A 26,212-nucleotide genomic window follows, 5' to 3' on the forward strand; every position below is an offset into this window, starting at 1 on the left:
TTGACAGGTCATAAAGCTCCGTTTGTGTATTATCTGTTATTACCAATTTCCATTTCCCTTGTCTTATAGCACCTAAAAGCAACAAGAAAATAGTGATTTATTCAAATAAGTTATTGTATAATTATTTTGGAAACAGCGTTTAGCCCAATACCATTAACTACTACTGTATACTGACCACTTGCTAATTTATTTTGCAGCATTATTGGGTATGCGTATGAATTTGTGGTGGTATTAAGGTTGTTTTTGTACACAACTTTACCATTAATATCGTTTATAGTTATTGCAACTTGTGTACCAGAATAACCGCTTAATTGTAAGTACAAATTTCCTGTACTTGGGTTTGGGTAAAGTTTCGCACTAGCACTGCCCAACTGCCTAAAAGTACATGTTCTTATACCTAATATTTGAGATTTCCCATCCTTGTCAAATTGTGTTAGCCGATAAAAATTGATACCAACATTAGGGGCATAATCATACAAATCGTAACTATGTTGCAAATCATTACTAGTACTGCTTTGTACAGTATTCAAAAAACTGTAGTTAATGCCGTCAACAGAGCGTTCTATTGTGTAGTAGGCATTATTTATTTCATTGGTCGTCATCCAGTTTATACGATTACTAGTATTTGCTACAACAGCAGTAAAATTTATTAAATTTACAGGTAGCACAACTGTGTTTACAATAAGCGGCTGAAGCACATTTGTTGCAGGATTGTAATTTGCATTGCCTATTTGCGAAGCTGTAATAAGCGTAGTACCTACACCACCCACCAAGTGAATTTTACCTGCTACAATTGTAGCTACATTTAAATTAGAACTAGTATATGTAATAGCCAATGGCGAGTTGATGGTAATACCAGGTGGCGTAAAATCTATATCATTTATACTTTTATTTGGTATGGGTGGAAATGTAATAGTTTGATTAGCTTTTTCGTTTGTAAATAAAATTCTGTCAAAATTGTACCCACCAGTATTATTTATAATTCTAACAATATGGTCACCTGCTGAAATAGCAACATTGGCAATAGTTACAGAATCGAAAGTTGTAGAATTTGGTGTAACCCTAATATTTTTGGTACCTATATTCACACCATCTAACAATACAGAAAATGTTCTGCCACTTGTTGGTGCTGCATTATAGAAAGATAACTTATAAATACCGTCTGTATTAGCATTTACGGTATATTCAAGCCATTCACCTGGTAACGTAGCACTAATACAATAGCCATTAGAAGCGCTAGCAGCAGTAGATACACTAACGGTATCCCTAAAGGTTTGCAACCTGTAAGCCACACCACTAAGGGCCGTACTAACATCATGAAAGCTAATACCTTCACCCCCTTTATCGTAATCTTCTGCTTCTATAATACCAGGAATTTGATAAAATTCTTTATAGGGTGTTTGTTTTATCACCTTTACCCAAATACTTTTCGTAGTAAGATTACCCGAATTGTCTGTGGCTTCTGCACGTAATACAAAAGTACCCTCTGCCAAGTTATTAAGTGCTGCATCTTGCCCAGCATTATTCCAAGTATAAGGGGCTGTTGTAAGCGTTCGAATTAATACATTATCCTTGTACAAATCAACTTTACTAACAGTACCATTTGTGTCAATAGCATTAATAGTGATGGTAGCATTAGTGCCAGCTTCATAAATGGCATCTGCACCAGTTTGTATAGCATATGGCCCAAAAAACTGGCTAATCTCTTGATTTACTTTAGGTGTTGTAAAAGTAACTATTGGTGAGCCCTGTAATTTAAATTCAATAGTGGCTATTTCAAACATAACCCCTGACACGTTAGGTGCTGGTGGATTTGCAAAATTTAAGGTTATATCCTGAACACCCACTTGCAAACTTACGTTTGGAATAGTAATGCTATCGGGGCTTTGTTCAGCTACTACTAAAGGGTTACGACCACTGGGTGGGTTGGGTGCATTAAACAATGTAGAAACCCTACCCAACTCTGTAATGCCTTTTTTTAAAATAATAGTACCACCTGTTTGTTTTGCGGGGTTAATATTTACATTAAACTTTACATCGTACACACCAGCTTTGGCAACATTAAGTTTATAAGTAATTATGTTCGTGGCTCGTACATTATGTATAAAATCGTTGCCGCTAATATCTACTGTACTATTTACCGTTGATACATCGGTAGCATTAATAGTACCTGGAATTAGCAGTGCATCTTTTTTTACAGTAAATGCAATATATCTATCGCCTGTTTTTCCGTTTACATCGGTAGCTACAGCTTTTAATTCGTATATACCAGGTTGTAAATTATTTAATAACCCACCACTAAAGCTGTATGGCGCTGCATTGTCTTGACCAACCAAAACACCATTTAAATATAATTTCACACTGGCAATGATGCCTGCATAAGCAACTGTGGTATTTACCGTAATATTACTTGCCTTTGCAAAAAAATCGCCAGTAGTAATATTGGTAAAGCTTACATCTGGCTGTAAATAAGTACGGTCGGTTGTTTTTTGTTCTATTAACCATTTTTCTACCTCGCAAAGCGAACCTGCACCATCCGTTTCTGGGGTCAGTAAAAATTCTTTACCATTATAATTGGCTGGACAAAAAATAAGTTTATCTGAATACAGATAACTACTCGGTAATTTCTTTTTTAAGTAGTAAAACATTCGTTTATAATCGCTTACGTAGCCATTACCTGTTTGATTAGCTTGATTAGGGTTAAGCAGATAAATAGTTTTACCTAAATCAATAGCATATTTAATAGCATAAGCTACATCATTAAACTTGGCTGTATCATACGTAACATTAAATTCAAAAGACATGCCTGACACAAGCGCCAATCTATCTCTATTAAATTTACTGGTTACAAAAGATCGATTATTTGTGAATAGAGGCATTGTGGGACCAAAACTTAATAGTGCCTTAATATCTGTAGTATCAATATCTGGTGCTTCACTATAAATCATTTGCCCAGTTATGTTTACCCCACTTGGCAACTGCAACACCGATGGTGTGGTATTGGGGTTTACACCATCAACATACACACTTTCTAGTATCACATTTTTGTTGGTAAATTGGTTAACAATAGTGGTACGCTCAATTGTAGATAGTAAGTTCCAGCCAGCTGGCTGAATATTGAAGCCATCGGCATACTGTGCCACAAAGGGATAGTTTTTTTTATCTAACATACCCATAGATGTTTGCCTTGATACGCCAGTATTAGCATATACACGGTATTGAGCGTTAATAGAATTTATTGATGCAACAATCAATATATAGAATAGTAGTACGATATTTTTTTTCATATAATTAAGACTTATGCAATCGTTTTCATTATTAGCCTACGAACTTATTTAACACAGTGCAACTACCCATCCTGAACTGTTATGAAGTTCCGTTAGCAATAAGCATAAAAAAGGTGTACAGCAGTTGCCATACACCCCTAGGTTACTTGCATAAAAAAGTTTACTGCGCTATTATTAGCTTCTTAGTTTCAGTATCTGTTTTAATAAAATAAATACCTTTTGTACCTATTTGATTGACAGGTATAGCAAGATTGTTACTTACATTGTTTTTTGAGAAAACCAATTTTCCATCAACTGAATAGATATTAACGGATGTAGGTTTAGTAACCTTAATATTTAAAATATCGATAACTGGGTTTGGATAAATGTAAGTAGAAGCACCGTTTACCAATTCTATATTACTCTCGGTGTTTGCAGTTAAAAGTGGCGAAGTGGTTTCGAAAGTATTACTATGAGTTAATAAGTAATCATCAATGGAATCAATGGCATTCATTACCCCTTTTGGTGTATTTGCATATAATATAAAACACTCAGCTCTATAGGTTTCAAAATAATCGGTACCATTTCCTAAAAAATCTTGTAATTTATTAACATTTATCATACCTCTTAAATAGTGCCTAAATCCTACGGCAGAAAAACCAAATGGGCTGCGATCACCATCTTCTTGTACAATTACGCTATCTGTTCTATTATAAGTGTATTGTATAACTGCTGGGCTACTGAACTTTCGTCCAGTTATAGATTGTGTGTTTATTTTAGAAGTAGGTCTATAAAAACCAATGCTTCTACCTGCAGCATTTTCAGTGGCAGCTAGCGATACAATAACTGCTGTTCTAAAGCCCGTACCTACACTACCCTTAAAGCCACCAGTACTTCTGTTTTGTGCAGCGGTCCATGTTTTATCAGTCTTTTGTTTATAACGGTAAGTAGTGCCAGTACTTAGTAAATCATTATCCCAACGCATAAACCATGATGCCCATAAGTTGTTTAAATCCATATCACCGCCTGTAACTGGTGTATTGCTAGGGCCTACAGTCATATCGCGTTCTTGGGTGCTATCATAAACTGGGGGACCTTTAATTGTTGGAGTTACTGAGTAATTGGTAGGATCTAAAGACCCACCTAATTTGGTAAATTGTTGCATGGCAGAAAAAGGAGAAGGTGTACGATGGGTTTCACCGTTATTCATGGGGTTGCCCATGAAAGCATAATTGTAGCTATGGTAAATAACGGATGCAGGAGCATTGACTTTGTTTATCACATTTTCGTAAGTGCCCGAGTATTTAAATTCACTTCTAATTTCTTCCGTTTGTGTAATACCACGTCCTTGCTCATCAACTTTATCCTCATCAAACTTTCGTGGAGCCTGAAACATTTCGTAATAATAATCTTCACAAAGGTCGTTATTGTAAATATAATCATACTTATCATCGCCATACCACAAGCCAGCATAACTAGCAGATACTTTTAATATTGCAGGATTGGTATTAGCTATAGTAGTGCCGTCGGCAGCGTAGCCCTGTACAGGTCTTGGCGTACCCCAATCTAACTTACAACCTGCTTGTGTAGGATTGTATCTTTTAGAGTGCCCTAAATCTCGCAAATCGGATTGACCCATTCTGCCATAGGCTACAGATTTACTGCCCATAATATCTTTAAGAGTAGTACTATTAGCAGCATCTGGTATAAAAAACGAGTTAATAGCACCACCAGCATCTGAACTGATACCAATTTTTAAATAACCTGCTCTTAAAAAATCTGTTGACTTACCTGGCCCAAATGGATCAGTATTAGTGATAAACGCTTGTGCAGTAGATGCATTGTGAACTAACCCTAAACATAGTAGGGCAACTAAATGTTTTTTAATCATAATGGCAGTTTTTTGGTGTAAAGCAATGTTGCTAGGTGTTAAAATTAATTAGCGATTTAGACCCAACTATCCTGAACTGTTGTATTAAAAAAGGTGTACAATTAACACTGCACACCTTTTAAATGTTTTGCTAAAAAAGCATTTATTCAACTATCACAAACTGCTTTGTTTCAGTATCTGTTTTAATAAAATAAGTGCCAGCCGTACCAATTTGTGCAGATGGTATTGAAATATTACCAGTAGCTTTTTGTTTAGAATAAACAAGTTTGCCTGACTGATTATAAATATTTATGTCTGACGGTTTGTTGCTTGTTAGTTTAATGTTTAGCAAGTTGGTAATAGGATTGGGGTAAATTTGAATAGCAGTTGCATTTGCAATATCCATACTATTAGCAACATCTGCTAAAGATACAGGTTGGGATAAAACACTTCCATTGTTATTTAAATATATATCAACCTTTGCAATAGCAGTCATCACTTCTTGGGGGGTATCACCATAAAAAATAAAATAATCTGCAACATAGTTTTCATAAACATCTCTACCTTGCGTACCATTATAATTTTGAAGACTTGTTGGGTTTACTATTCCTTTAATTCTATGATCGAAGCCAACTGCCGTCATACCAATATTAAAAGAATTTTGTTGATCAAAAACAGAAACTTTTGTTTCTCTATTCACTCTATACACATCGCTGTTGTTTGCAAAACTTTTTGCTAAAATAGAATTATTGTTATCTCTTGAATCGGGTCTGTAAAGGCCTATTGACCTACCAGGACCAGATTTTACATTAGTAAAAGAAACAATAACCGATGTTCTGTAGCCGTTGCTTGCATTACCGCTAAATCCATTATTAGCCCTTTCTTCCGCAGCCGTCCAAGTGCCATTACTGTTTTGCTTATATCGGTAAGGGGCAGCAAATAAGGCATCATCCCATCGCATCACCCATCTGGCAATTACATTATTTAAATCTTTATCGGTACTCTGTATTGGAGTCACACCTGAACCTATGTTTAACGTTTGTAAAAATTCTGGCTTAAATACTTTAGTAGATTCTGTATAAGGTGTTGTAGTATAATCAGTTATATTACCACCTCCAAAATCAGTAAACTGCTGCATGGCAGAAAATGTAGGATTTCTGTTTTCACCATTATCAGTTGGATTTCTTTTATATGCATATTCAAAATGGTGATATATTGCTGGCGAACTAATACCAAGCCTCCCTTGATAATCTTCATATGTACCACCATAATTAAATTCACTGGTTATTTCTTCAGATTGAATAATACCTCTATTACCTTCAGCAATCATATCACTATCAAAATACTCACCTGTCAAGCCCCTTTGATTATAGTAATCTTTTGTTATGTTTTGTTTAAATATAAAATCATATTTACCATCACCATACCATAAACAAGCAGGATTACTAACTACATTTAACAATCTAGGGTTACTAGTATTAGTTGTTCCATCAAGATTTTTACGTTGAACAGTACGTGGAGTACCCCATTCTTCCATAAAACCAGCCTGAGTCGGATTGTAAACTTCGCTATGTGCTTCATCTCTAATTGAAGACTGCCCTAAACGACCATAAGTTTCTGCCTGATTACCCATAATATCAATAAGTGTATTACTATTAGCCGCATTTGGCACAAAAAATGAATTTATTGCACCACCAGCCCTTGAAGTAATACCAATTTTTAAATTACCTACTTTTAAAAAATCTGTAGATTTATTTGCTGAATGAGGATCGGCATAAGCGATAATTTGTGCAGTAGATGTGTTGTAAACTAGCCCTAAACACAGTAGGGCAACTAGATTTTTTTTAATCATAATGGCAGTTTTTTGGTGTAAAGCAATGTTGCTAGATACTGAAATTAATTAGCGATTTAGACCCAACTATCCTGAACTGTTGTATTAAAAAAGGTGTACAATTAACACTGTACACCTTTTAATTTTTTTATTAACCGTAGAGAAACTTATTGTTTTATGTAACGGTATTTAAACCTTGCATTTGGTGCAGCATCACCTTCATCTAGCCATTGCATGGCATTGGTATTTGGGTTATTATCGGTCCATTTAAAATCTATTGTAAAAGCACTACCAACAATGCCTAAAGCTTTTTTTGGTATTGCCAACTCTAGTTCATTTTTGTTAGTATGAAAGTTAATTGTTGCTATTTTTTGAAAATTATTATTTCCATCAAATGCTTCTAAAGTACTGCTACTATTGGTTTCTACACGATGGTTAATAATAAAATTAAAGCCTTCCCAATTGGGTTTAGTACTATCGGTTGCAATTAAAAGGTTCATCCAGTTTGCCGAATTAAAAGACGTAAGCGGTTTAGCAGTTTTTACATAAAAATAAATATTGTCACTATCAGAAGTTATTTTAGATTCAGTAATGTCGTTTCTACCACTATTATTTACATAGGCTTTTATGCGTCCCCAGCCAGGATGATTTCTATGAAACACATCGCCTTTATCATCATAAAAAACAGCTTCTACTTTATCCCAATCTGCAAATTTTCCATCTACTAAAATAGTATTGCTTTGGGTGTAAGTAGGCAACGTTCTACTGCCTTTAAACTTGCGAATATTATCTATCAATTGGTAATAATAATTGTCGTTAAAATCACCTTTTACGGGTTCAGCATCTCGGCTAAATTCTGCATTGTATAAATCTACAAAATAGGTTTCGCCGGTAGCAATGGGCTTGCCAATCATGTGCTTTGCCCTACCATCATTAAATCGCATAGCCACCCACTCGTTCCAACCAGTTACAAAAACAAATTCAGGATCTACTTCTAAAGCTCTTTTCCATTGTTCGGCAAAATGTAAGCCCAAGGCCGATTGTGGCACAGCTGGTTGTTGATTGTTAACATTACTTCTACCAATATTTGATGTTGGGTGCGAGGCAATGCCTACGCTTATCTGCTCGGGCTTATTTTTATCTTCATGCCAGCCAAACCCTTGTGGGCTGTAGTCAATCCAAGTCCATTTATCTTTACCATCGGCAAACCATTTGTGATTTTTACTAAAAGCCCAAGAGTGCCTTGTAGTAAAGAAATCTTTGGTTTCATCTGTTAAACCTTCAGGTGGTGTAAGCAACAATGGCTTGCCTTTCCAGTAAAACCATAAGTCTTTAAATAAGCCTGGCTTGTAAATATTAGCATACAACCTTTCTACTGTTTTCTGTGGGGCGCTATTTACTATGAAGGCGATGCTTGGTGTTGCTACACCTTCTTTTCGCATGGCTCTAAACGTTTCTACTATTTTGGTTACTTGTTGCAGGTAAATGGCAGCATTCGTTACATCTAAAATCATCACATCTACCCCAGCATCGGCCAACATTTGTCCATGTTTGCGTATTACCCAATCGTCATCGGCTAGGTAATAACCAAAGTAGGGTTCGCCCCAATAATGCCAAGCATGTATTGGCCCATACTGAGGATTGGTGGGATTGGCAGCCAATATTTTGGTGATATCGTAAGGGCTATTGGTGTCGCTTGGTAGCTTTTGTGCTACAGCTTCGTCTTTTACTCTATGGTTGGTATCATAGCCGTGGGCACCTTGCCAAACCATGTAAAAAATGCCCACGAATTTATCTTTTCTTATTTGCCCATCTTGCGTTTTAATGGTTAATTTTCTACCAATACCATCCGTGGCAACCCAAGTATCTGCTTTGGTATTAGATATTAATTGTGGTGAACCTGTTTGAGCCTTTGCCACCAAAGTGAATGACAACAAATAAATGAGAAGCTGCTTCTTAATCATGCTTTTGGTTATTTTTTATGGTGGCCATCATTTCTACATCATTGGTGCGCTGTATCCATTCGTCCATATCTTTTCGTAAGCTATCCAATATTTTTTTATAGCTATTATTTTTTAATAAGTCATTCATGCACCAAGGATCATTTTGTAGATCAAACAGTTCCTCGCCAGTAGCATTTTCCGAGTCTTGTAGCAACTGGTATTGTTTTGGAAATTCCTCTTTACCATCCAAGGTTGCTTGGTAGCTAAAATTCCTCCATTTGGCCGCTTCGTAATTATCTTCTGGTTTGCCCTTTAATCTTGCTTTTCCATTGCGCCTTATGTACCAATATTTACCATTGCTCATAGCTCTTGCTTGGTAATTATTTTCGCCAATTCTAGGAAATGAAACTTCAGTAAAAATGTATTGGTTAATGGTGGTATCGCCCTTTAATAACACATTTTTATGAGACTTACCATTTACCGTTGCAGGTATTGGTAGGTTGGTATAATCTAGCAGAGTGGGCATTAAATCCATTAGGCTAATAATTGTATTGGCTTGGACATTTTTTAAAACCATTGGCCCCGCAAAAATTAATGGTACATGCGAGCCAAACTCATAAGGATCGTACTTTCCACGATGGGTTGATGGCCCATGATCGCCAGTAAAAATGATGAGTGTATTATCGTATAACTTTTCTTTTTTTAATAAAGCAACTACCTCTGCTACACTTTTATCAGTGGCTTCTACAGCCCCTAAATAATCGCTCCAATCTTGTTGCATTAAAGCATTGTTTGGTAGAAAACTAGGGACAGCAAGCGATGCTAAGTTGATAGCACCTCTATCATTGGGGCTTTTAACATAAGGCCTATGTGGGGTATGAAAATTATAGTCTAAAAAAAACGGTTTGTTACTAGCTTTTGCCTGCTTAAAAAATACTTTTGCATCAACTTCTCTACCCCAATAATCCATCGGGAATTTTTGAGGTGAGCTAACATGGAACTTGCCAGTAAGCCCTGTGAAATAGCCCCCATTTTTTAGTGCTTCTACTAATGTGGTGAGGTTATTTTTAACTGCAAATTGCATGTTTAATGCTGGCGCTTCGCCTATACTTGGCGTGCTATTCTTTGTAAGGGTTTCTACAACATTGGTTGTTACGCCGTTTACGTGTGGGTGCGTACCAGATAAAAAACTGGCTCTAGACGGTGAGCAAGATGGAAATGCAGCGTATGCCTTGGTGAATGAAGTACCATTTTTCATTAAAGCATCAATGGCTGGGGTTTGTACACCGGGTGTCCCTATGCCACTCATTTGATAGCCCATATCATCTGCTACTATTAGCAATATATTGGGTGGTTGTTGGGCTATTACTGGCTTACAAATAATTGTACAGAAACAAACAAAAAAAACAATTCCAAATTTTAATTTCATAAAATAACTATAATGATTGGTATTTAATTAATCAATTTGCCTGGCTCTCTTCTATTTGAACCTTTTACTTTGGTAAGGTTATCGCCTAAATCTTCACGTGCCTTATCTGCAGCGGCTTGTATCTGCTTTACAACATCAGGATACTTATCTTTTATGTCCACTTTTTCACTTGGATCAGTTTGTAAATCGTATAACGCAAGGTCAGCTGTTACTTGTTCAGTTTTACCATTCGCACCATCTTTTCCAGCTATTATTACTGTTGGGTAGCTATGTGGAAAAACCAACTTGTAATTACCAATACGAATGGCATTCAAATCGTTCTGTTTAAAATAATAAAGTAATTCGTTTCGTGGGCTTTGTTTAGCACCTTTTAATAATGGTAAAATATTTACACCATCTATTTTATTGGTAGATAATTGAGTGTTTGTAACAGCGGCAAAAGTTGGTAATAAATCTATTGAGCATGCTAATCCTTCACTTGTTTTGCCAGCAGGTATAGTTTCTGGCCATCGCATAATGCAACTAACTCTTTGCCCTCCTTCCCAATTAGTCATTTTTCCTTCACGAAAAATACCAGCACTACCTGCATGGTTACCAAAGGTTAACCAAGGGCCATTATCGCTTGTAAAAATTACCAATGTATTCTTCTCAATACCTTTTTGTTTTAAGGCTTTCATCACTTCACCAACGCTCCAATCTACTTCCATCATCACATCACCAAAAAGACCTTTACCACTCTTATTTTTAAACTTTGCCGAAACGGCTAAAGGGATATGTACCATAGTATGTGGCATATATAATAGAAATGGTTGCTTGGCATTATCGTTTATAAATTTCACTGCACGCTCTGTATAAAGTGTCGTTAATTCACCAATTTCATCTAGGTTATTAATGCTACGCAATTTTTCGTTTCCTTCCATTAAAGGCAGCAACGGTAATGCACCCTTTTTAGGATTAGGTTTTGTACCATCTGCTACTACCGGCGACATATCATTAGAATATGGTATGCCAAAATATTCATCAAAACCATGTTGCAGTGGTAGAAATTGTTTGTTATCACCCAAATGCCATTTACCTATAGCAATGGTTTTATAATTTTTTTGTTTTAATAACTGTGCAATAGTTAATTCTTTATCGCTAATACCAATTTTAGAGTCGGGCTGCAATGCACCTGCTAAACCAATTCGATTTGGGTAACAGCCTGTAAGCAAGCCAGCCCTAGAGGCTGTACAAATGGGTTGTGCAGAATAGTAATTTGTAAACTTGGTTCCTTCAGCAGCCAACTTATCTATATTTGGGGTTTTATAAGCAGTTGCACCAAAAGGCCCTACATCTGCGTAACCCATATCGTCCATTAAAATAATAATAATATTAGGTGTGCTTGTTTTTTGGGCAATTGCAACCCCACAACTGATAGAAAAAATCAAAAACAACAAGAATTTCAAAAGAAAATATTTCATACTAGAGGATTACGTTTTAGGCAAAACAAATTGATTACCTATTTAAAGTTTTAGTAAAATCATAAATACAACTGAATAATAGACTCACTAATTAAATTAATTAAATATGCAATTTGCTACACTTTTATCTTATGCCATAATTTACCTATTCGAACATAAAAGAATCTCTACTTTGACTATTGAAACAGCCAAATGTAAAATATGAATTTTAATTTTATTCAACAATGGCTACCATCTTTAAACTTGTAAAGATTAATACATGCCACTTTATCATTACTAAAAGTGCATCTTATATTATTATTGTTTTATCATTTTTTGAGTATTGGATATACCATTTACATTACTACAAAGGAAATACACACCCTTTGGCAAATTAAGTCCGAGCGTAATAGGCTTTTGACTAGTTACAATTTTATTTTCTAGTGTTCTGCCATATTGATCTATAATACTTACGTTAACAGGCTTTTGAGAATTAGTAGTAATGGTAAATGATTGGGTAAAAGGATTGGGATAACTACTCACAGTTAGTGCTTTATCTGTACCAAGCTCTATTATATTACTTAATTTACTTAATCCATTTACATCTACTTGCTCTAAACGATAATAACATTTACCAATTGGCATGTTCTTATCCTCAAAGGTATAATTGCTCGTTGTGTTACTATTGCCAGATCCTTTTACAGAGCCAATTGTGCTAAAGGCATTACTATTTATAACGCGTTGAATATTAAAATAAGCATTGTTTATTTCAGCACTTGTAGCCCAAAAAAGTTGATTTGAAAGTTGCGTGCTTTTGCCATAGAAATTAATTAAGTCAACAGGCAATACTGTAGGATTTACATTAATAATATTGGTTATAGCTGGCTCTAAACTCAATGTCATTTCATCAATAATTACTTGCGCAGTTGCACTAGTTAAATCTGTTTCATAAAAACGAAATTTAACTTGGTTTAAAGATGTAGTGTTAGCAGGTGCTATATTAGCCAAATTAACATCATATACCTGTAATGTTGTGGTTGCAGGAATAGTTCCTAAAGTTGTAAATGTTGTTGTTCCACCAGTTGTATCTCGTATTAAAATATCTACTTTAGGGCCTTTGTATTTAATAGATAATTTTTTAAATTCTCGCCAAATTTGTCTAGTAACAAAATTAAAATTATAATCAACAAAATCGTTGGTTGTAGCACTGCCCTTTATTAGGCTAAAAGTGTTTGTTCCACCACCGTTTGCAATGGTTCCAAAATTCATATCACCAACTCGGGCAAGCGAACCTCTTGCATCTATACCATTTGTAAAATCAGCCAAGGTGACAAAATCTGAAAAACCAGTTGTAGTACCATCAGCATTTGTTGTAATATAAATATCTGGGGCAGAATAATCTGTTCGTACACCAGAGGTATTTAATCCTTCATCTACTAAAGTGGCAAAATACTTTACATAAAGGGTGTTATCTTTTAAGTAATAACCAGTTGTACGACTATTTTCTAGTGCTGCCAATGACGCTTTTGGTACCATTGTAATAGTCTCGTTTTTTACTGTAGTAGCCGATGGTACATTTACAAATACTGCAATAGTGCTATCATTTTGCTTACCAGCCCACCTAAACTCTGAACGAATAGTATTTGGCATTTGGTGGTATTGTGTAATATATTTAATATTCTCATCTAAAATAATAGGGAATTGAGAGTCGTAACCCCTTAGCAACTGATCGAAAGTTGCAGGCCCATCAGACCTAATGGCGTAAATAAACCGATCCTCACCATAACTTGTTCCAAAACCCCAGCCTGGCCAATTTTGCAACATCGCATATCTAGTTCCTGTGGTTACATAAGCACTCCAATCTGCACGCAAAGTAGCCTTTGTTAGATTGAATGGTAAGTTGAAGCGATAATCAAAAATGCGGTTGTTATACGCAGGGTTACTTGTTTTTGTATTATAAATGCGTGGCGTAATTCTACCAAGCGTTGTTCCCGAAATACTTCCATTACTGTCTATCATGCCTGCCACAAAATGGTAAGAACGTGATGGATCTTCTTCTAAAGACTGATAAGAAAAGTTTACTTTATTGTTTTGCGTACCATCGTTTTCGAAAGTAATATTTGTAGCAGAAAAATTTGGGTATTTGCCACTAGATCGCCTATTACCAATACAAACAGTTTTAGCACTGCTAGTAAACCCTGCCAAATGAGTGTTACTTACATCAGTAGAGCCATTGTACATCTGTAAACCTAGTAGTTCGCCTTTATTAGGAATGAAATAGCTTTGAGTACCCGTATTAGGTGTAATACCTACGAACATAGAGTTTTTAACAACAGCGTTATAAGACAAAAAAGCCATAAAAGAGGCATCGCCAAAAACACAATCGTCAAATGTATTGGTTACGCCACCTCTTGTCCAAACGCCATTTTGAGCACCTTTGTAAGATATAAAACGGGTAAACACATGCTCTAGTTTTGCACCCTTCACATCAAGTAGTGGATAAGGCGGAAAAAAAATTGCTTTACGAGTAGTAACGTCCATATCACCTTCTAAAGCCAAATTTTTATTGGTACAGGTATGGCCCACATTATCTTCAAATTTTTTTAATGGAAACTTTCGTGGCGAGTAAGTAGTCGTTTTTTTAAGATAACTACTGCGTAAAACCGTTGTTACAGGTATTAACCAAAACCCTGTATTAGTACTACCTGCTGCCACATTACCGGTGTAAGTATTATTGGGGTTTGTTATCCAAAAAGTACTTGGTTCTGTATTTTCGCCAGGTTCTATACCTTTACCTTGTGCAGCAGCCCTTGTGGTAATACCAAGGTTTCCGTCAAATATATTATTTTCTTCATCGCCATCTTCTAACATAAAACCATGACCCATATGGTCATAAACCACATTCTGCTGAACCAATATACTATCTGATCCATGTATTACTACAGCTCTATTAAAAGAGTTTCTTATGGTACAATATTTTATATATTGCCCTACCGCATTGCCAGCTATATGCCAGTGCATTGGGTAAGCACCTTTATGGCCTAACTGCCCCATGTTAAATAATTTAACATTGTCTATTTTGGTACTTGCACCAACCATACTCATAATATATCCACCATAATACTGGTCGGTTGGGTTGGCGCCAGTTAAAGTGTACTCGCCTTGTACTGTAATATTTCTTGTAATTAATCCTACTTCTGCCCGTTGATCGTATGACTTCGTGCCACTTTTGTATGTAAGAATTTGTGCAAAATGCATCCAAGTTAAGCTGCTTGATAGCGTAATAACTTTACCTTCAATCTTAGTTATTCTTCGTCTTTCAGCATGGTTGGGATCATAATCGGTAGAGGCAATTACAATAGAGTCACCAACAGACCAGCCAGGAACTGATTTATCTGAAGCTAAAGTTATAGTGTTGTCGCCAATATTAGCGGTTACCCCCAAATGTGTCCAAGCTGTTCGTTGCTCACCATGTATATCAAGGCTGCCACCATCCATTACCAAAATACCTTTGTTAAATACATTATTGCCCATCATCATTACCACCATTGGGTCGGTAATTCTGTCAGTTGAGTCTTTACCCATTAAGGTTAAAGTGCCATTGTTTACATAAGGGTTAGCCACAGTACCCCAAGTAAACGATGCATTAGTACCCATAATTACCATGTACCGGGTTTTGATATCAGCGTTATTTAATGCATTACTTACGGTTAATTTTCCCATTACCATAAGCGAATTCACATCAATATTTATATTTATTAGTATCTCAGCACCCTCTTCTATAATAATGTCATCACCGGTGGCAGGTACTGTACTATTATTCCAGGCAGTTTTGTCATTCCAGTTTTTAGGCACAGTAGTAGCTGGTGTTGAGAGTGCTCTTTTTACGGCGGCATTACTACAATATGCACATAACAATACAAATAATAGGAGGAAGTTTTTTTTCATAATTGACAAGCTGTGTAGGTGAATAATAACTACAGAAGCAAATATTTTAATAAATACTATAACAGAAGCAATGCAAATAAATTTTTAGTAAGTTTTCAGTCGTAACTAACAAAATTATTTGTAGGATTTTAAACAGCCATCCTGAACTGTTGGCTACAAATATTTTCATTAAGAGAAATTATACATTTATTAGTTTAAATTATGGATTTATCATAAATCGTTTAGTGGTAATTGACTAAAAAATTAAAAGAAGGAAAATGAATTTGGCATTTCATCCTAGCTTGATGCCATTTAAAACCAAACGTGCCAACTCATAAAAAGTTGGCACGTTTGCTATATTATCTATAAAAAGTAATTACCAATTACTGAACGATTAGTTTTAAAGTATTATTTAAATTATCACCCACAACTTTTAACAGGTACTGGCCAGTAGGTAAATTTTCTTTTAATTGAATTTTATAGTTGTTGTAAGATGGTATTGTACTAATTGCTTGCTGCTGTACAATTTTGCCTTGCATATCTATAATATTTATTGCTACTTGCTTGCCAGAATAATTGTTTAATTGTAAGTAAAATTTACCCTTTACAGGGTTAGGGAAAATTTTGACGGTAGCAGTAGCAGATGCATCAACACTGCTATTTGCAAAAGCCAAAGATGCGGGTTTTGCATTAATAATATTTATTATAGGTGACCCTAAACTCAAGGTCATTCCTGCAATTACCGCCGTCATAGTTGGGTTAGTTAAATCGGCTTCATAAAACCTAAACTTCACTTGGTTTATTGAGGTTAAGTTAGCCACTATCACATTGCCTAAATTTATATCATATGTTGTTTGTGCTGTAGTGGCTGGTATGCTACCTAGCGTTGTAAAGGTGGTACTACCGCCTGTGGTATCTCTTATCAAAATATCCACTTTGGGGCCACGGTAAGTAATGCTTAGCTTATTAAATTCTCTCCAAATTTGCCTAGTGGTAAGGTTAAAATTATAGTCCGTAAAATCGTTGTTTGGATTAGTACCTTTTGTTAAGCTAAAAGTGTTTGTTCCACCACCGTTTGTGATGCCACTAGAAGTCATATCGCCTGTATTTGCAAGTGAACCTCTAGCATCTACCCCATTTGTAAAATCAGCTAAGGTTACAAAATTTGAGAAGCCATCTGCGGCACCGGTACTTGTAGTAATATTAATATCGGTTGCAGAGTAATCAGTATTGAGGGCAGAGGTATTTGTTCCATTATCAATAACAGTAGCAAAATATTTTACATACAAAGTATTATCTTTTAAGAAACAAGCTGTTGTACGGCTATTTTCTAGTGCCGCTAACGAAGCTTTTGAAGTGAGCAAAGTAGTGCCATTTTTTACAGTTGTGGTAGAGGGTACATTTAAAAATACAGCAATGGTGCTATCGTTCTGCCTGTTGGTCCACTTAAACTCTGAGCGAATGGTATTTGGCATTTGGTGGTATTGGGTAATGTATTTTATGTCTTGATCTAAAATAATAGGAAATTGAGATTCCCAACCTTTTCTTAACTGATCAAAAGTTGCAGGCCCATCAGAACGAAGTGCATATATAAAACGGTCTTCGGCAACAGTTGTGTTTTCGCCCCAGCCTGGCCAATTTTGCAATATGGCGTACCTAGTGCCAGTGGTTATATAGGCACTCCAGTCTGCACGAAATGTTCTTTTGTTTGGGTCAAGTGGCAAATTGAACAAAGAATCAAAAATGCGATTATTATATGCAGGATTACCAGCTTTTGTGTTATAAATGCGTGGCGTAATTCTACCAGGTGTAGTACCTGTAATACTATTATCTAAATTTTTCATACCTGCTACAAAATGGTACGAACGTGATGGATCCTCTTCCTTAGACTGGTACTTAAAGTTTACTTTATTGTTTTGCGTACCATCACCTTCAAAAGTAATATTTGTAGCGGTAAAATTTGGGTATTTACCACTTGATTGCCTATTACCAATACATATCGTTTTTGTAAGGCTTGTAAAGCCAGCCATGTGGGTATTGCTAATATCTGTAGAGCCATTATACATCTGCAAGCCAAGTAAAGTATCTTGATTAGGTATAAAATAACTTTGCGTACCCGTGTTAGGGGTAATACCTACAAATAACGAATTGTTTACAACAGCGTTATAAGACAAGAAAGCCATAAAAGAGGCATCACCAAAAACACAATCTTCAAATGTATTGGTTACGCCACCTCTCGTCCACACACCATTTTGAGCACCTTTATATGATGTAAATCGTGTAAATACATGTTTTAACGGTGCCCCAGTATTATCATTTAAAGGATAGGGTGGAAAAAATATTGCTGTCCTATTCGTTGTATCCATATCGCCTTCTAAAGCCAAGTTTCTTAGAGCGCAGCTATGCCCAACATTGTCTTCAAATCTTTTTAAAGGAAATGTTCTTGGTTTATAACCGTAACTACCCACTCTTTTGATATACTTAGTTCTTAAAACGTAAGACACTGGTATTAGCCAAAAACCAGTACTTACACTGCCAGCTGCTACGTTATTAATGTAAGTATTATTGGGATTGGTAATCCAAAAAGTGCTTGGGTCTGAGTTTTCATTTGGCTCTATACCTTTCCTTAGCGCAGCAGCTTTTGTGGTAATGCCAAGGTTTCCGTCAAATGTATTGTTTTCCTCATCACCATCTTCTAACATAAAACCATGACCCATATGCTCATAAACCACATTTTGCTGTACCAATATACTATCTGATCCATGTATTACTACAGCTCTATTAAAAGAGTTTCTTATGGTACAATATTTTATGTATTGCCCTACCGCATTGCCAGCTATATGCCAGTGCATTGGGTAAGCACCTTTATGACCCAGCTGCCCCATGTTAAATAATTTAACATTGTCTATTTTGGTAGTTGCACCAACCATACTCATAATATATCCGCCATAATACTGGTCGGTTGGGTTGGCACCAGTTAAAGTGTACTCGCCTTGTATGGTAATATTTCTTGTAATTAATCCTACTTCTGCCCGCTGATCGTAGGATTTTGTACCACCTTTATAATTGCGTATTTGTGCAAAATGCATCCAAGTTAAGCCACTTGACAGGGCTACTTTTTTTGAACCTACATTGATACCCATTATTTTCCTTTTTTCGGCATGAGTCGGGTCATAATCGGTTGAAGCGATTACAATAGAGTCACCAAACCTCCAATCTGGAAAAGGTTGATCCGCTGCAAGAGTTATAGTATCTTCACCAATATTAGCGGTTACCCCCAAATGCGTCCAAGCTGGTCGTTGCTCACCATGTATATCTAGGTTACCGCCATCCATTACCAAAATACCTTTATTAAAAGCATTGCCCATCATCATTACCACCATTGGGTCAGTAATTCTATCGGTTGAGTCTTTACCCATTAGGGTTAAAGTACCTTTATTTACAAAAGGATTAGCTACAGTACCCCAAGTAAACGATGCATTGGCACCCATAATTACCATATACTTGGTTTTAATATCAACGTTATTTAATGCATTACTCACGGTTAATTTTCCCATTACCATAAGCGAATTCATGTCAATATTAATATCTATTAATATCTCGGCACCATCTTCTATAATAATATCATCACCGGTTGCAGGTACTGTACTATTATTCCAGGCAGTTCTGTCACTCCAGTTTTTAGGCGCAGTAGTACCTGGTGTTGTAAGAGCTCTTTTAACGGCAGCATTGGTAACATACATTAATAGCATGGCCAATACAGAGAGAACAATTTTTTTCATAATCAGCAATTTTTTTGTTAAATAGTAAAGAAGATAGTTAGGGGGTAAAACCGGTTTAAATAAAGTTTGAGATGGACAATAAACCAGAACTTGCAGGCAGTTGCCAATAACTGCAAATGCACATTGGGCATTGAAACATATAGCTAGACTTAAATCGTTTTAACAAAACTATTTAAGCTTCTCAAACTACTATCCTGAACTGTTGGATGCACATATAAAACACTCTAAAAAAATAATTTAATAACAGTTCAGGACACCTATTAAAACAGACAATTGTAATTTGTTCGCTCATGAAGATTGCTCAATAAATTTAAACCATAAACAATTATTTTAAACACTACAACTATATGAAAAAGTTCGCATTCGTAATTCTCCTTTGCTTTAATTTAGTTACAAGCTATTCACAGCAAATCGCTGAACCAATTACAACCTATACCAATCCAATTTTAAGAGGGGTAAATCCAGACCCTAGTATTTGCAGGGTTGGCAATGATTATTACATGGTCACCAGTAGTATGTTTATATATCCTGGCGTTCCTATTTATCATAGTAAAGATTTAGTAAATTGGCAACAAATTGGCTATTGCCTTACTAAAAAAGAGCATTTTTTTCTTGATAAAAATAACCGCAATCCCATGATGTACGCAGCCACTTTGCGGTACAACAATGGCACTTTTTACATGATAACAACTGATGTACATGGTGGTGGTAATTTTTTAATAACTACTACCAATCCTGCTGGCGAATGGAGTAATCCTGTGTTTATAGATCAGCCAGTATTTGACCCAAGCTTGTTTTTTGATACCGATGGTAAAGTGTACTATACTCGTCGTGGGTTAATGACAGATAAGGATATTGTACAAGCTGAAATTGATGTAAAAACAGGTAAATTATTAACCCCATTAAAACCCATTTCTAAAGGTTTAGTGTCTGATGACACCGAAGGGCCACATTTGTTTAAAGCCAATGGCTGGTACTATCTTACTATGGGCGAGGGTGGTTCTAGGGCCTTGCACATGCAAACTATTGCAAGAAGCAAAAGCCCTTGGGGGCCATTTGTTTCTTGCCCAAATAATCCAGTTATTTCGCAACATAATGGTTGGTGGCACCCATTAAAATGCATGGGCCATGCAGATTTTTTACAAGCGCACGATGGCAGTTGGTGGGCTGTTTGCTTAGGCACAAGACATGCAGGATACAATGCATTTAGTGCCATTGGTAGAGAAACATACTTACTGCCTGTAACATGGGTAAATGAATGGCCAGTAGTGAATCCTGCTTTTATGCAAAAGCCCTATGTGCAAGCCAAAACATTACCATTAAAACCTTGGCCAAATGAACCTATTAGAGACAATTTTGACAACGAAAAATTAAATCTAAAATGGAAAATGCTTGCTTACCCAACAGAAAATTATTATAGCTTAACAGAAAGAAAAGGGTATTTAAGATTGAAGGGTAATGCACAACAAATACGTGAAAGTTCTCAAGCTGCTTTTATAGGTACGCCACAAAAAGAAATGGCGGGCAATTGTACCACACAAATAGATTTTAAACCAACAGCGGATAACGAAGAAGCAGGATTATCAGTTTTTCAAACAGGCAATTTTCATTACGATGTGTTTATAACCATACGTAACAATGTAAAAGTGGCTGTGCTGCGCAAAAGTGTAGGCGACTTGGTTGTAGAAAGCAAATCGTTTCCTATAACAAGCGATAATGTTCGCTTACAGGTGGCATTTGATGGCACGAAATATACGTTTCAATTTTCCGAAAACGATGGCGACTGGAAAACTTTAGGTACAGGTAATCCCAATTTAATCTCAACCGAAATAGCAAGTGTTTGGTCTGGTGTTTTAATGGGTATGTACAGTAGTGGTAATGGAAAAATTTGCACCGCCCCAGCCGATTTCAATTGGTTTGATGCCGATTTTAAATATGTGAAATTGTAACATAATTATTCTAAAAGAATTATCATGAAACGTATTTATCAATTTGCAGTTGTATTATTTTTTGCAGCTGTAAATAATGTAAACGCTCAAGCTATTCAGCCAATAAAAATAATACCACGCTATGAAAAAAATCCCAGCGTTTCATTGGGCGGTTATAGCATTACACTAGCAAATGGTGATGATACGACTGGTATTTTTAAAACTACAAATTGTAGCCTTGCATTACCTGCAATTGGCATAGTAAAAGTAACAGCAAAAACAGGCGATAATTTTATAGATATTCGACTTGCTACCATGGCTGCAAGTGCTAGTTTCAACTTTGAAACTAGCGTATACAAAATTTTAAAATTAAGAGTACAAGCCGAGAAAAAAATAGCAGGTGATTTAACCATAGAATACACTACAATATTTAATGGAAAAACTGAAATTCTTACTACAAGCATTGCACATAAAAAAGGCGATTGGGTAGAACATGCACTAGACTTTAGTAAACTATCTCAATGGCATGGATGCCTTACCAATATAAGACTAAAAATGCTTGAAGGCACTGAAAACATTGGGATTTCGGTATTAATTGATAAAATAGAATTAGTAACCGATGATGAAAGTGATAAAACATTTGGGCTAAATCCACTACTACTAAATGTGATTCAACGTGTAAAAATGGATACCAAAAATTATCGTAGCGAAGTAGAAGATATTGCCAATTTTAAGGGCGAAACATTACCTGAAAATTCGCAGAATTTAGATGGTAGAATTTACTACTTCGCAAAGGATAAAGGTATAGATAGAATTGCCATTAACCGGTATTTTAACAAAACTACTGGTGATTATTTTGATGCCATAAACCCACCATCAAACACTTATATTTTAGATGCTGAACTAGGGTTTATTTGGACGAAATGTTACCCTGGCATGTCGCCAGTTTTACGAGCCGTAAATAAACAAACTGGTCATCACACATTGGTAGTTTCTACCGAAAAAAAAGAAGGCTATATAATTGATGATACTCTTGGTTTTGCTTATGCTAGAAACGAAAAACCATTACAAGAATACGAGCTTGAAAGCGATGTGATGGATGATATTTTTTACATCAATTCTGGTAAAGTACGTTTTGGTGTAAACCTAAGCCACGGTGCTGCTGGCTGGCATTGGTATCACGGCAATAAACAAATGGAAAATATAAACGACTTTGGCAGGCAAGTACAATTATCTTACTACACCAATAAATTAAATCCATCAGAAGTGGGCTTTGGTCGTGGGCAAGTCGGTAATCCAGTAGCATTTGTTTATAAAATTGGCAACACATTGGTTACTAGAACAGTACCCATTGACTGGAATTTCAAAAACGTTTTACGAGACGAGGGCAACATTAGCCACCCCGATATTGTTCCAGGCATTATACTGGGTAAAGATGTAACGTTTGGTATTTTAGGTCATGCCGAATTAGCAAAATGGACCGCCTACGTACACACACCAGTTGCAATAGATAAATACAATGGTGGATCGCAATTAGAAATTTTTTCTAACCACCCCACAGCCGATATGTGGTACAGAGCAAATGTAGATTTTGATGAAAATGGCAAGCTATTTATATCGGCTACAAAAACAAATTTAGAGAAGCAAGCAGATGAAGAAAAAGGGGCTTTTTACAACTATCCCAAAAGTGGTTTTGGTGGTAACATAAGTGCTTTAGGTGCAGAGGACAATCAACTAGCTTTTGGGTTAATGGTAGGTACTTACTCTGATGAAAATAACAAAAACCTTAGCAACGCATACTACACTTTCGCTGGTGAAAATAGAATCCATAGTTCACGTCATGTAAATATTTCTGCCGCTGGTAAATTAGGGCCAGAACATGCCAGCCCATTTGATAATTACACTACTGCACAACGCAGCGTTATGCGAAGCCCAACAGTGGCTGGTGATAACCGATATATTGTGTATGCCATGACGGGATCAATGGCTGATGTAAAAGCTTGGATGCAAGATTTGTACAACCATAGAGCAGAGCTAGAGTGGTAATTATGATATGAATAATACATCTGCCACTCTTTTATATTTCTAAATGTTACGCTAGAAACGCAAAATTTCATCATCATTTTTTGCTTCTAATCTTTATGAAACTAGCAGCTATCCTAACAGTTCAGGATAGCTGAACTGTGTAATCTAGTTAGCTTCACTCTCAATTTACCTTAAAAATGTTTGCCACCAATTCGATTAATCTAAAGCCATATATGGCTTTGCTTACAAGTTATTTTACCTTCTTGTGTATAAAAGTACAAACAACTTGCATCAATACTTGTTTCATCATCACTTGCACTATATCTAATTTTAAAAACTTAACACTTCTTAAACCAGCTTGTACTATAAATCAATTAGACTAATTTTTTTGCAAACAAATAAGCAAAAGGCATTAGGCAATTATTAATACATCTAACCCATGAAAATAAAATTTTTACTATTTCTTCAAGCATTATTACTTTTTAACGCACTTAACACTGCTTTTGCAAGAGTAATTACTGTAAAACAAAACGGAACTGGTAACTATACAAAAATAAACGATGCCGCACAAGTTGCGCAGCCCGGTGATACCATTTTGGTTTTTAATGGTACATATCGAGAATTGGTAAATCCGCCTAGAGGTGGTACTAGTGAAACTAAGCGCATTACCTATTTAGCAGCAGGAAATTATGTTTATATAAAAGGGTCAGAAATTGCAACAGGCTGGGTAAATCAGAATGATGGCACTTGGAAATTAACGTTAAATACAACGATTTTTAATGGTAGAAATCCGTTTGCATTAAACATGAGGTTTATCAGTACAGAAGACAGTGTTTCAACCACGGTAAAAGGCAAAGCCCATTCTTTAGGCGAAATATATGTGAATGACCAATCTATGTGCGAATTAAGCACTACAGCCTTGGTAAAAGCAAATGCAAACTCTTGGACAGATACGAATAATGGTACAGTATTGATTGCAAATTTCGGTTCGCAAAATCCGAATACTGAATTAGTAGAAATTAATGCTCGTGAACAAATATTTTGTCCATCAACCTTTAATTTGGGCTATATAACAGTAGATGGGTTTAAAATAATGCACGCAGCAAATTACTTAGATGAATTTTTAGGCCAAGTAGACCAATTTCCCTTGCATGGCGCAGTTAGTACCAAAGCTGGGCATCATTGGATCATTCAAAATTGCACCATTGAGTATGCAAATGGTTACGGTATTGATTATGGCTATGGTACCAATGCTGAAAGATTAGCGAACACTGCAAATATGGGCTATACTATTATTCAGAATAATACTATAAGAAATACAGGGGCACATGCCATATTTGGTTTTGCCGCTTCTTACATGACTATTAGAAATAATAAAATATTTAAGGCATGCAGGTACAATCCAATAAATTGGGGTTGTGCCTTGAAAATGCTTTGGAATAATAACTATAGTATACTTGAAAATAATTATATATATGGTACTAGAAAAGGGCATTTGTTGTGGCTAGATGCTTCTTGGTCTGGTATGAAAATTTCGGGCAATGTTTTTTCAAGTATCAATGGCTCTAACTCTCGTATCTATTTAGAATTAGGGTTATCGGGTAGTTTTGATAATAATGTATTTTTAGATACCTACGTTTATGAACGTAACACAAATGGACCATTCTTTACTCACAATCTTTTTATAAATACAGCCTTTGGTTATGTTTGGACGGATAGGGGGCCTACCGCACCAGCTGGAAATGCAACTTACATTTCGAGTAACAATCACTACCACAGCAATATGTTTTTTGGTGGCTCAGGGTTAAGAAGCGTGCCCCTCTTACCGTATCCTGGACAAAATGCAAATACATCTGATTACAACGCTTTTTTTACTGATGCTGTATGTAAACCTGTAGGCATGGATGCTAATAGCAAAGTGTATGGCAACGCAACATTTGACCCCAACAATGCTTACACCACTACTGAGTCTTCCGCAAAATTGAACTTTAATATGAATGCTGGTGCACTGGCTATACCTGCACCTTTTTGGGCTGCTGATTCCTTTGCTCGATTTTATACTTCTTGGACGCTTCCTGACATTAATAAAGACTTCTTTGGAAAAGCAATCTCTAAAACCGCACCAAAGGTTGGCCCTTTTGCGGATATTGCTGTAGGTGCCAATGCGTATACACTTTGGCCAAAAACAACACAACCAATAGTCAATTCGGTAAAAGTAGATAATGCGAATGCTGCTATTTCATATACTGGTACTTGGACTACTGCTACTGATGCATCGGCCTTTTCTAGCAGTATTCACCAAAGTACCGTTGCAGGCTCTGCGGCTTCTTTTTCGTTTACAGGTACTGGCATTCGCTTTGTAACACGTAACAATACCGATGGCGGTATTATCCAAGTTTTAATAGATGGCGTGCAGGTAAAAATGTACGATTCCTGGATGTGGTTTAAAGATAACCAATTTATTGCTTACGAAAATCTTGCGCTACCTTATGGTAACCACACCATAAAAATTGTAAGTACTGATGATAATAATTTCTCATCTACTAGTAATAAGTGTATTTTAGATTATTTTGAATATTTTAATAACGGTAATTTAGTTTCTGCAACGCAGCCGTTTGTATCCTTTAGCACTACAGCACTTATCAATACAACTAGTAATACTATAAATTGTAATGCTTCTACAGGTAATATACCTTTTTTTGTAAATGATTTACAGGTGACCGATTTGAAAAACCTCAACATCGTTGCCACTTCATCAAATACAGCGCTAGT

11 protein-coding genes are annotated in these 26,212 nt (G+C 36.0%); 3 read left to right on the forward strand and 8 right to left on the reverse strand.

Annotated features, from left to right (window positions below; genetic code table 11):
- Positions 1-110 precede the first annotated feature (110 nt).
- From ACT9TX_RS16415 to ACT9TX_RS16450, 8 genes are all read right to left on the reverse strand, one after another.
- The gene (locus ACT9TX_RS16415) at positions 111-3,287 is read right to left on the reverse strand and encodes an Ig-like domain-containing protein (RefSeq protein ID WP_481339909.1); all 3,177 of its coding nucleotides are present in this window, start codon (positions 3,285-3,287) and stop codon (positions 111-113) included.
- Positions 3,288-3,447: 160 nt separating this feature from the next.
- Complete coding sequence (locus tag ACT9TX_RS16420; RefSeq protein ID WP_481339911.1) at positions 3,448-5,157, reverse strand: T9SS type A sorting domain-containing protein; 1,710 nt, start codon at positions 5,155-5,157, stop codon at positions 3,448-3,450.
- Between the two features lie 142 nt (positions 5,158-5,299).
- Positions 5,300-6,988 (reverse strand): T9SS type A sorting domain-containing protein, encoded by a 1,689-nt coding sequence (locus ACT9TX_RS16425; RefSeq protein ID WP_481339912.1) that lies wholly within the window; start codon positions 6,986-6,988, stop codon positions 5,300-5,302.
- A gap of 146 nt (positions 6,989-7,134) precedes the next feature.
- The gene (locus ACT9TX_RS16430; protein ID WP_481339913.1) at positions 7,135-8,931 is read right to left on the reverse strand and encodes a glycoside hydrolase family 71/99 protein; all 1,797 of its coding nucleotides are present in this window, start codon (positions 8,929-8,931) and stop codon (positions 7,135-7,137) included.
- Complete coding sequence (locus ACT9TX_RS16435) at positions 8,924-10,339, reverse strand: sulfatase family protein (protein WP_481339915.1); 1,416 nt, start codon at positions 10,337-10,339, stop codon at positions 8,924-8,926. Before ACT9TX_RS16435 ends, ACT9TX_RS16430 begins: the two co-directional genes overlap by 8 nt.
- Positions 10,340-10,362: 23 nt before the next feature.
- Positions 10,363-11,799 carry a sulfatase family protein gene (locus ACT9TX_RS16440; protein ID WP_481339916.1) on the reverse strand — a complete coding sequence of 479 codons (1,437 nt, stop codon included), beginning with the start codon at positions 11,797-11,799 and terminating at the stop codon, positions 10,363-10,365.
- A gap of 297 nt (positions 11,800-12,096) precedes the next feature.
- Entirely contained in the window at positions 12,097-15,726 is a 3,630-nt protein-coding gene (locus ACT9TX_RS16445) for a G8 domain-containing protein (RefSeq protein WP_481339918.1), read from the reverse strand.
- 362 nt (positions 15,727-16,088) lie between these two features.
- Positions 16,089-19,487, reverse strand: a complete 3,399-nt coding sequence (locus ACT9TX_RS16450) for a G8 domain-containing protein (RefSeq protein WP_481339920.1) — start codon at positions 19,485-19,487, stop codon at positions 16,089-16,091.
- 347 nt (positions 19,488-19,834) lie between these two features.
- Here ACT9TX_RS16450 and ACT9TX_RS16455 point away from each other — a divergent pair, with 347 nt between their 5' ends.
- The 3 genes from ACT9TX_RS16455 to ACT9TX_RS16465 all read left to right on the forward strand — a co-directional run.
- Entirely contained in the window at positions 19,835-21,436 is a 1,602-nt protein-coding gene (locus ACT9TX_RS16455; protein ID WP_481339921.1) for a glycoside hydrolase family 43 protein, read from the forward strand.
- Positions 21,437-21,460: 24 nt separating this feature from the next.
- The gene (locus ACT9TX_RS16460; RefSeq protein WP_481339923.1) at positions 21,461-23,461 is read left to right on the forward strand and encodes a hypothetical protein; all 2,001 of its coding nucleotides are present in this window, start codon (positions 21,461-21,463) and stop codon (positions 23,459-23,461) included.
- Between the two features lie 418 nt (positions 23,462-23,879).
- Positions 23,880-26,212: right-handed parallel beta-helix repeat-containing protein (locus ACT9TX_RS16465; RefSeq protein ID WP_481339924.1), on the forward strand; the 2,333-nt coding region annotated here is incomplete at its 3' end.

This window comes from Parasediminibacterium sp. HNIBRBA5674 (assembly GCF_056745525.1).

What these genes read in the sequence shown, in the direction of transcription:
- ACT9TX_RS16455 (WP_481339921.1), top strand. Translation starts at nt 19,835, where the DNA reads ATGAAAAAGTTCGCATTCGTAATTCTCCTTTGCTTTAATTTAGTTACA.
- ACT9TX_RS16440 (WP_481339916.1), bottom strand. Translation starts at nt 11,799, where the DNA reads ATGAAATATTTTCTTTTGAAATTCTTGTTGTTTTTGATTTTTTCTATC.
- ACT9TX_RS16430 (WP_481339913.1), bottom strand. Translation starts at nt 8,931, where the DNA reads ATGATTAAGAAGCAGCTTCTCATTTATTTGTTGTCATTCACTTTGGTG.
- ACT9TX_RS16435 (WP_481339915.1), bottom strand. Translation starts at nt 10,339, where the DNA reads ATGAAATTAAAATTTGGAATTGTTTTTTTTGTTTGTTTCTGTACAATT.
- ACT9TX_RS16420 (WP_481339911.1), bottom strand. Translation starts at nt 5,157, where the DNA reads ATGATTAAAAAACATTTAGTTGCCCTACTATGTTTAGGGTTAGTTCAC.
- ACT9TX_RS16445 (WP_481339918.1), bottom strand. Translation starts at nt 15,726, where the DNA reads ATGAAAAAAAACTTCCTCCTATTATTTGTATTGTTATGTGCATATTGT.
- ACT9TX_RS16450 (WP_481339920.1), bottom strand. Translation starts at nt 19,487, where the DNA reads ATGAAAAAAATTGTTCTCTCTGTATTGGCCATGCTATTAATGTATGTT.
- ACT9TX_RS16425 (WP_481339912.1), bottom strand. Translation starts at nt 6,988, where the DNA reads ATGATTAAAAAAAATCTAGTTGCCCTACTGTGTTTAGGGCTAGTTTAC.
- ACT9TX_RS16415 (WP_481339909.1), bottom strand. Translation starts at nt 3,287, where the DNA reads ATGAAAAAAAATATCGTACTACTATTCTATATATTGATTGTTGCATCA.
- ACT9TX_RS16460 (WP_481339923.1), top strand. Translation starts at nt 21,461, where the DNA reads ATGAAACGTATTTATCAATTTGCAGTTGTATTATTTTTTGCAGCTGTA.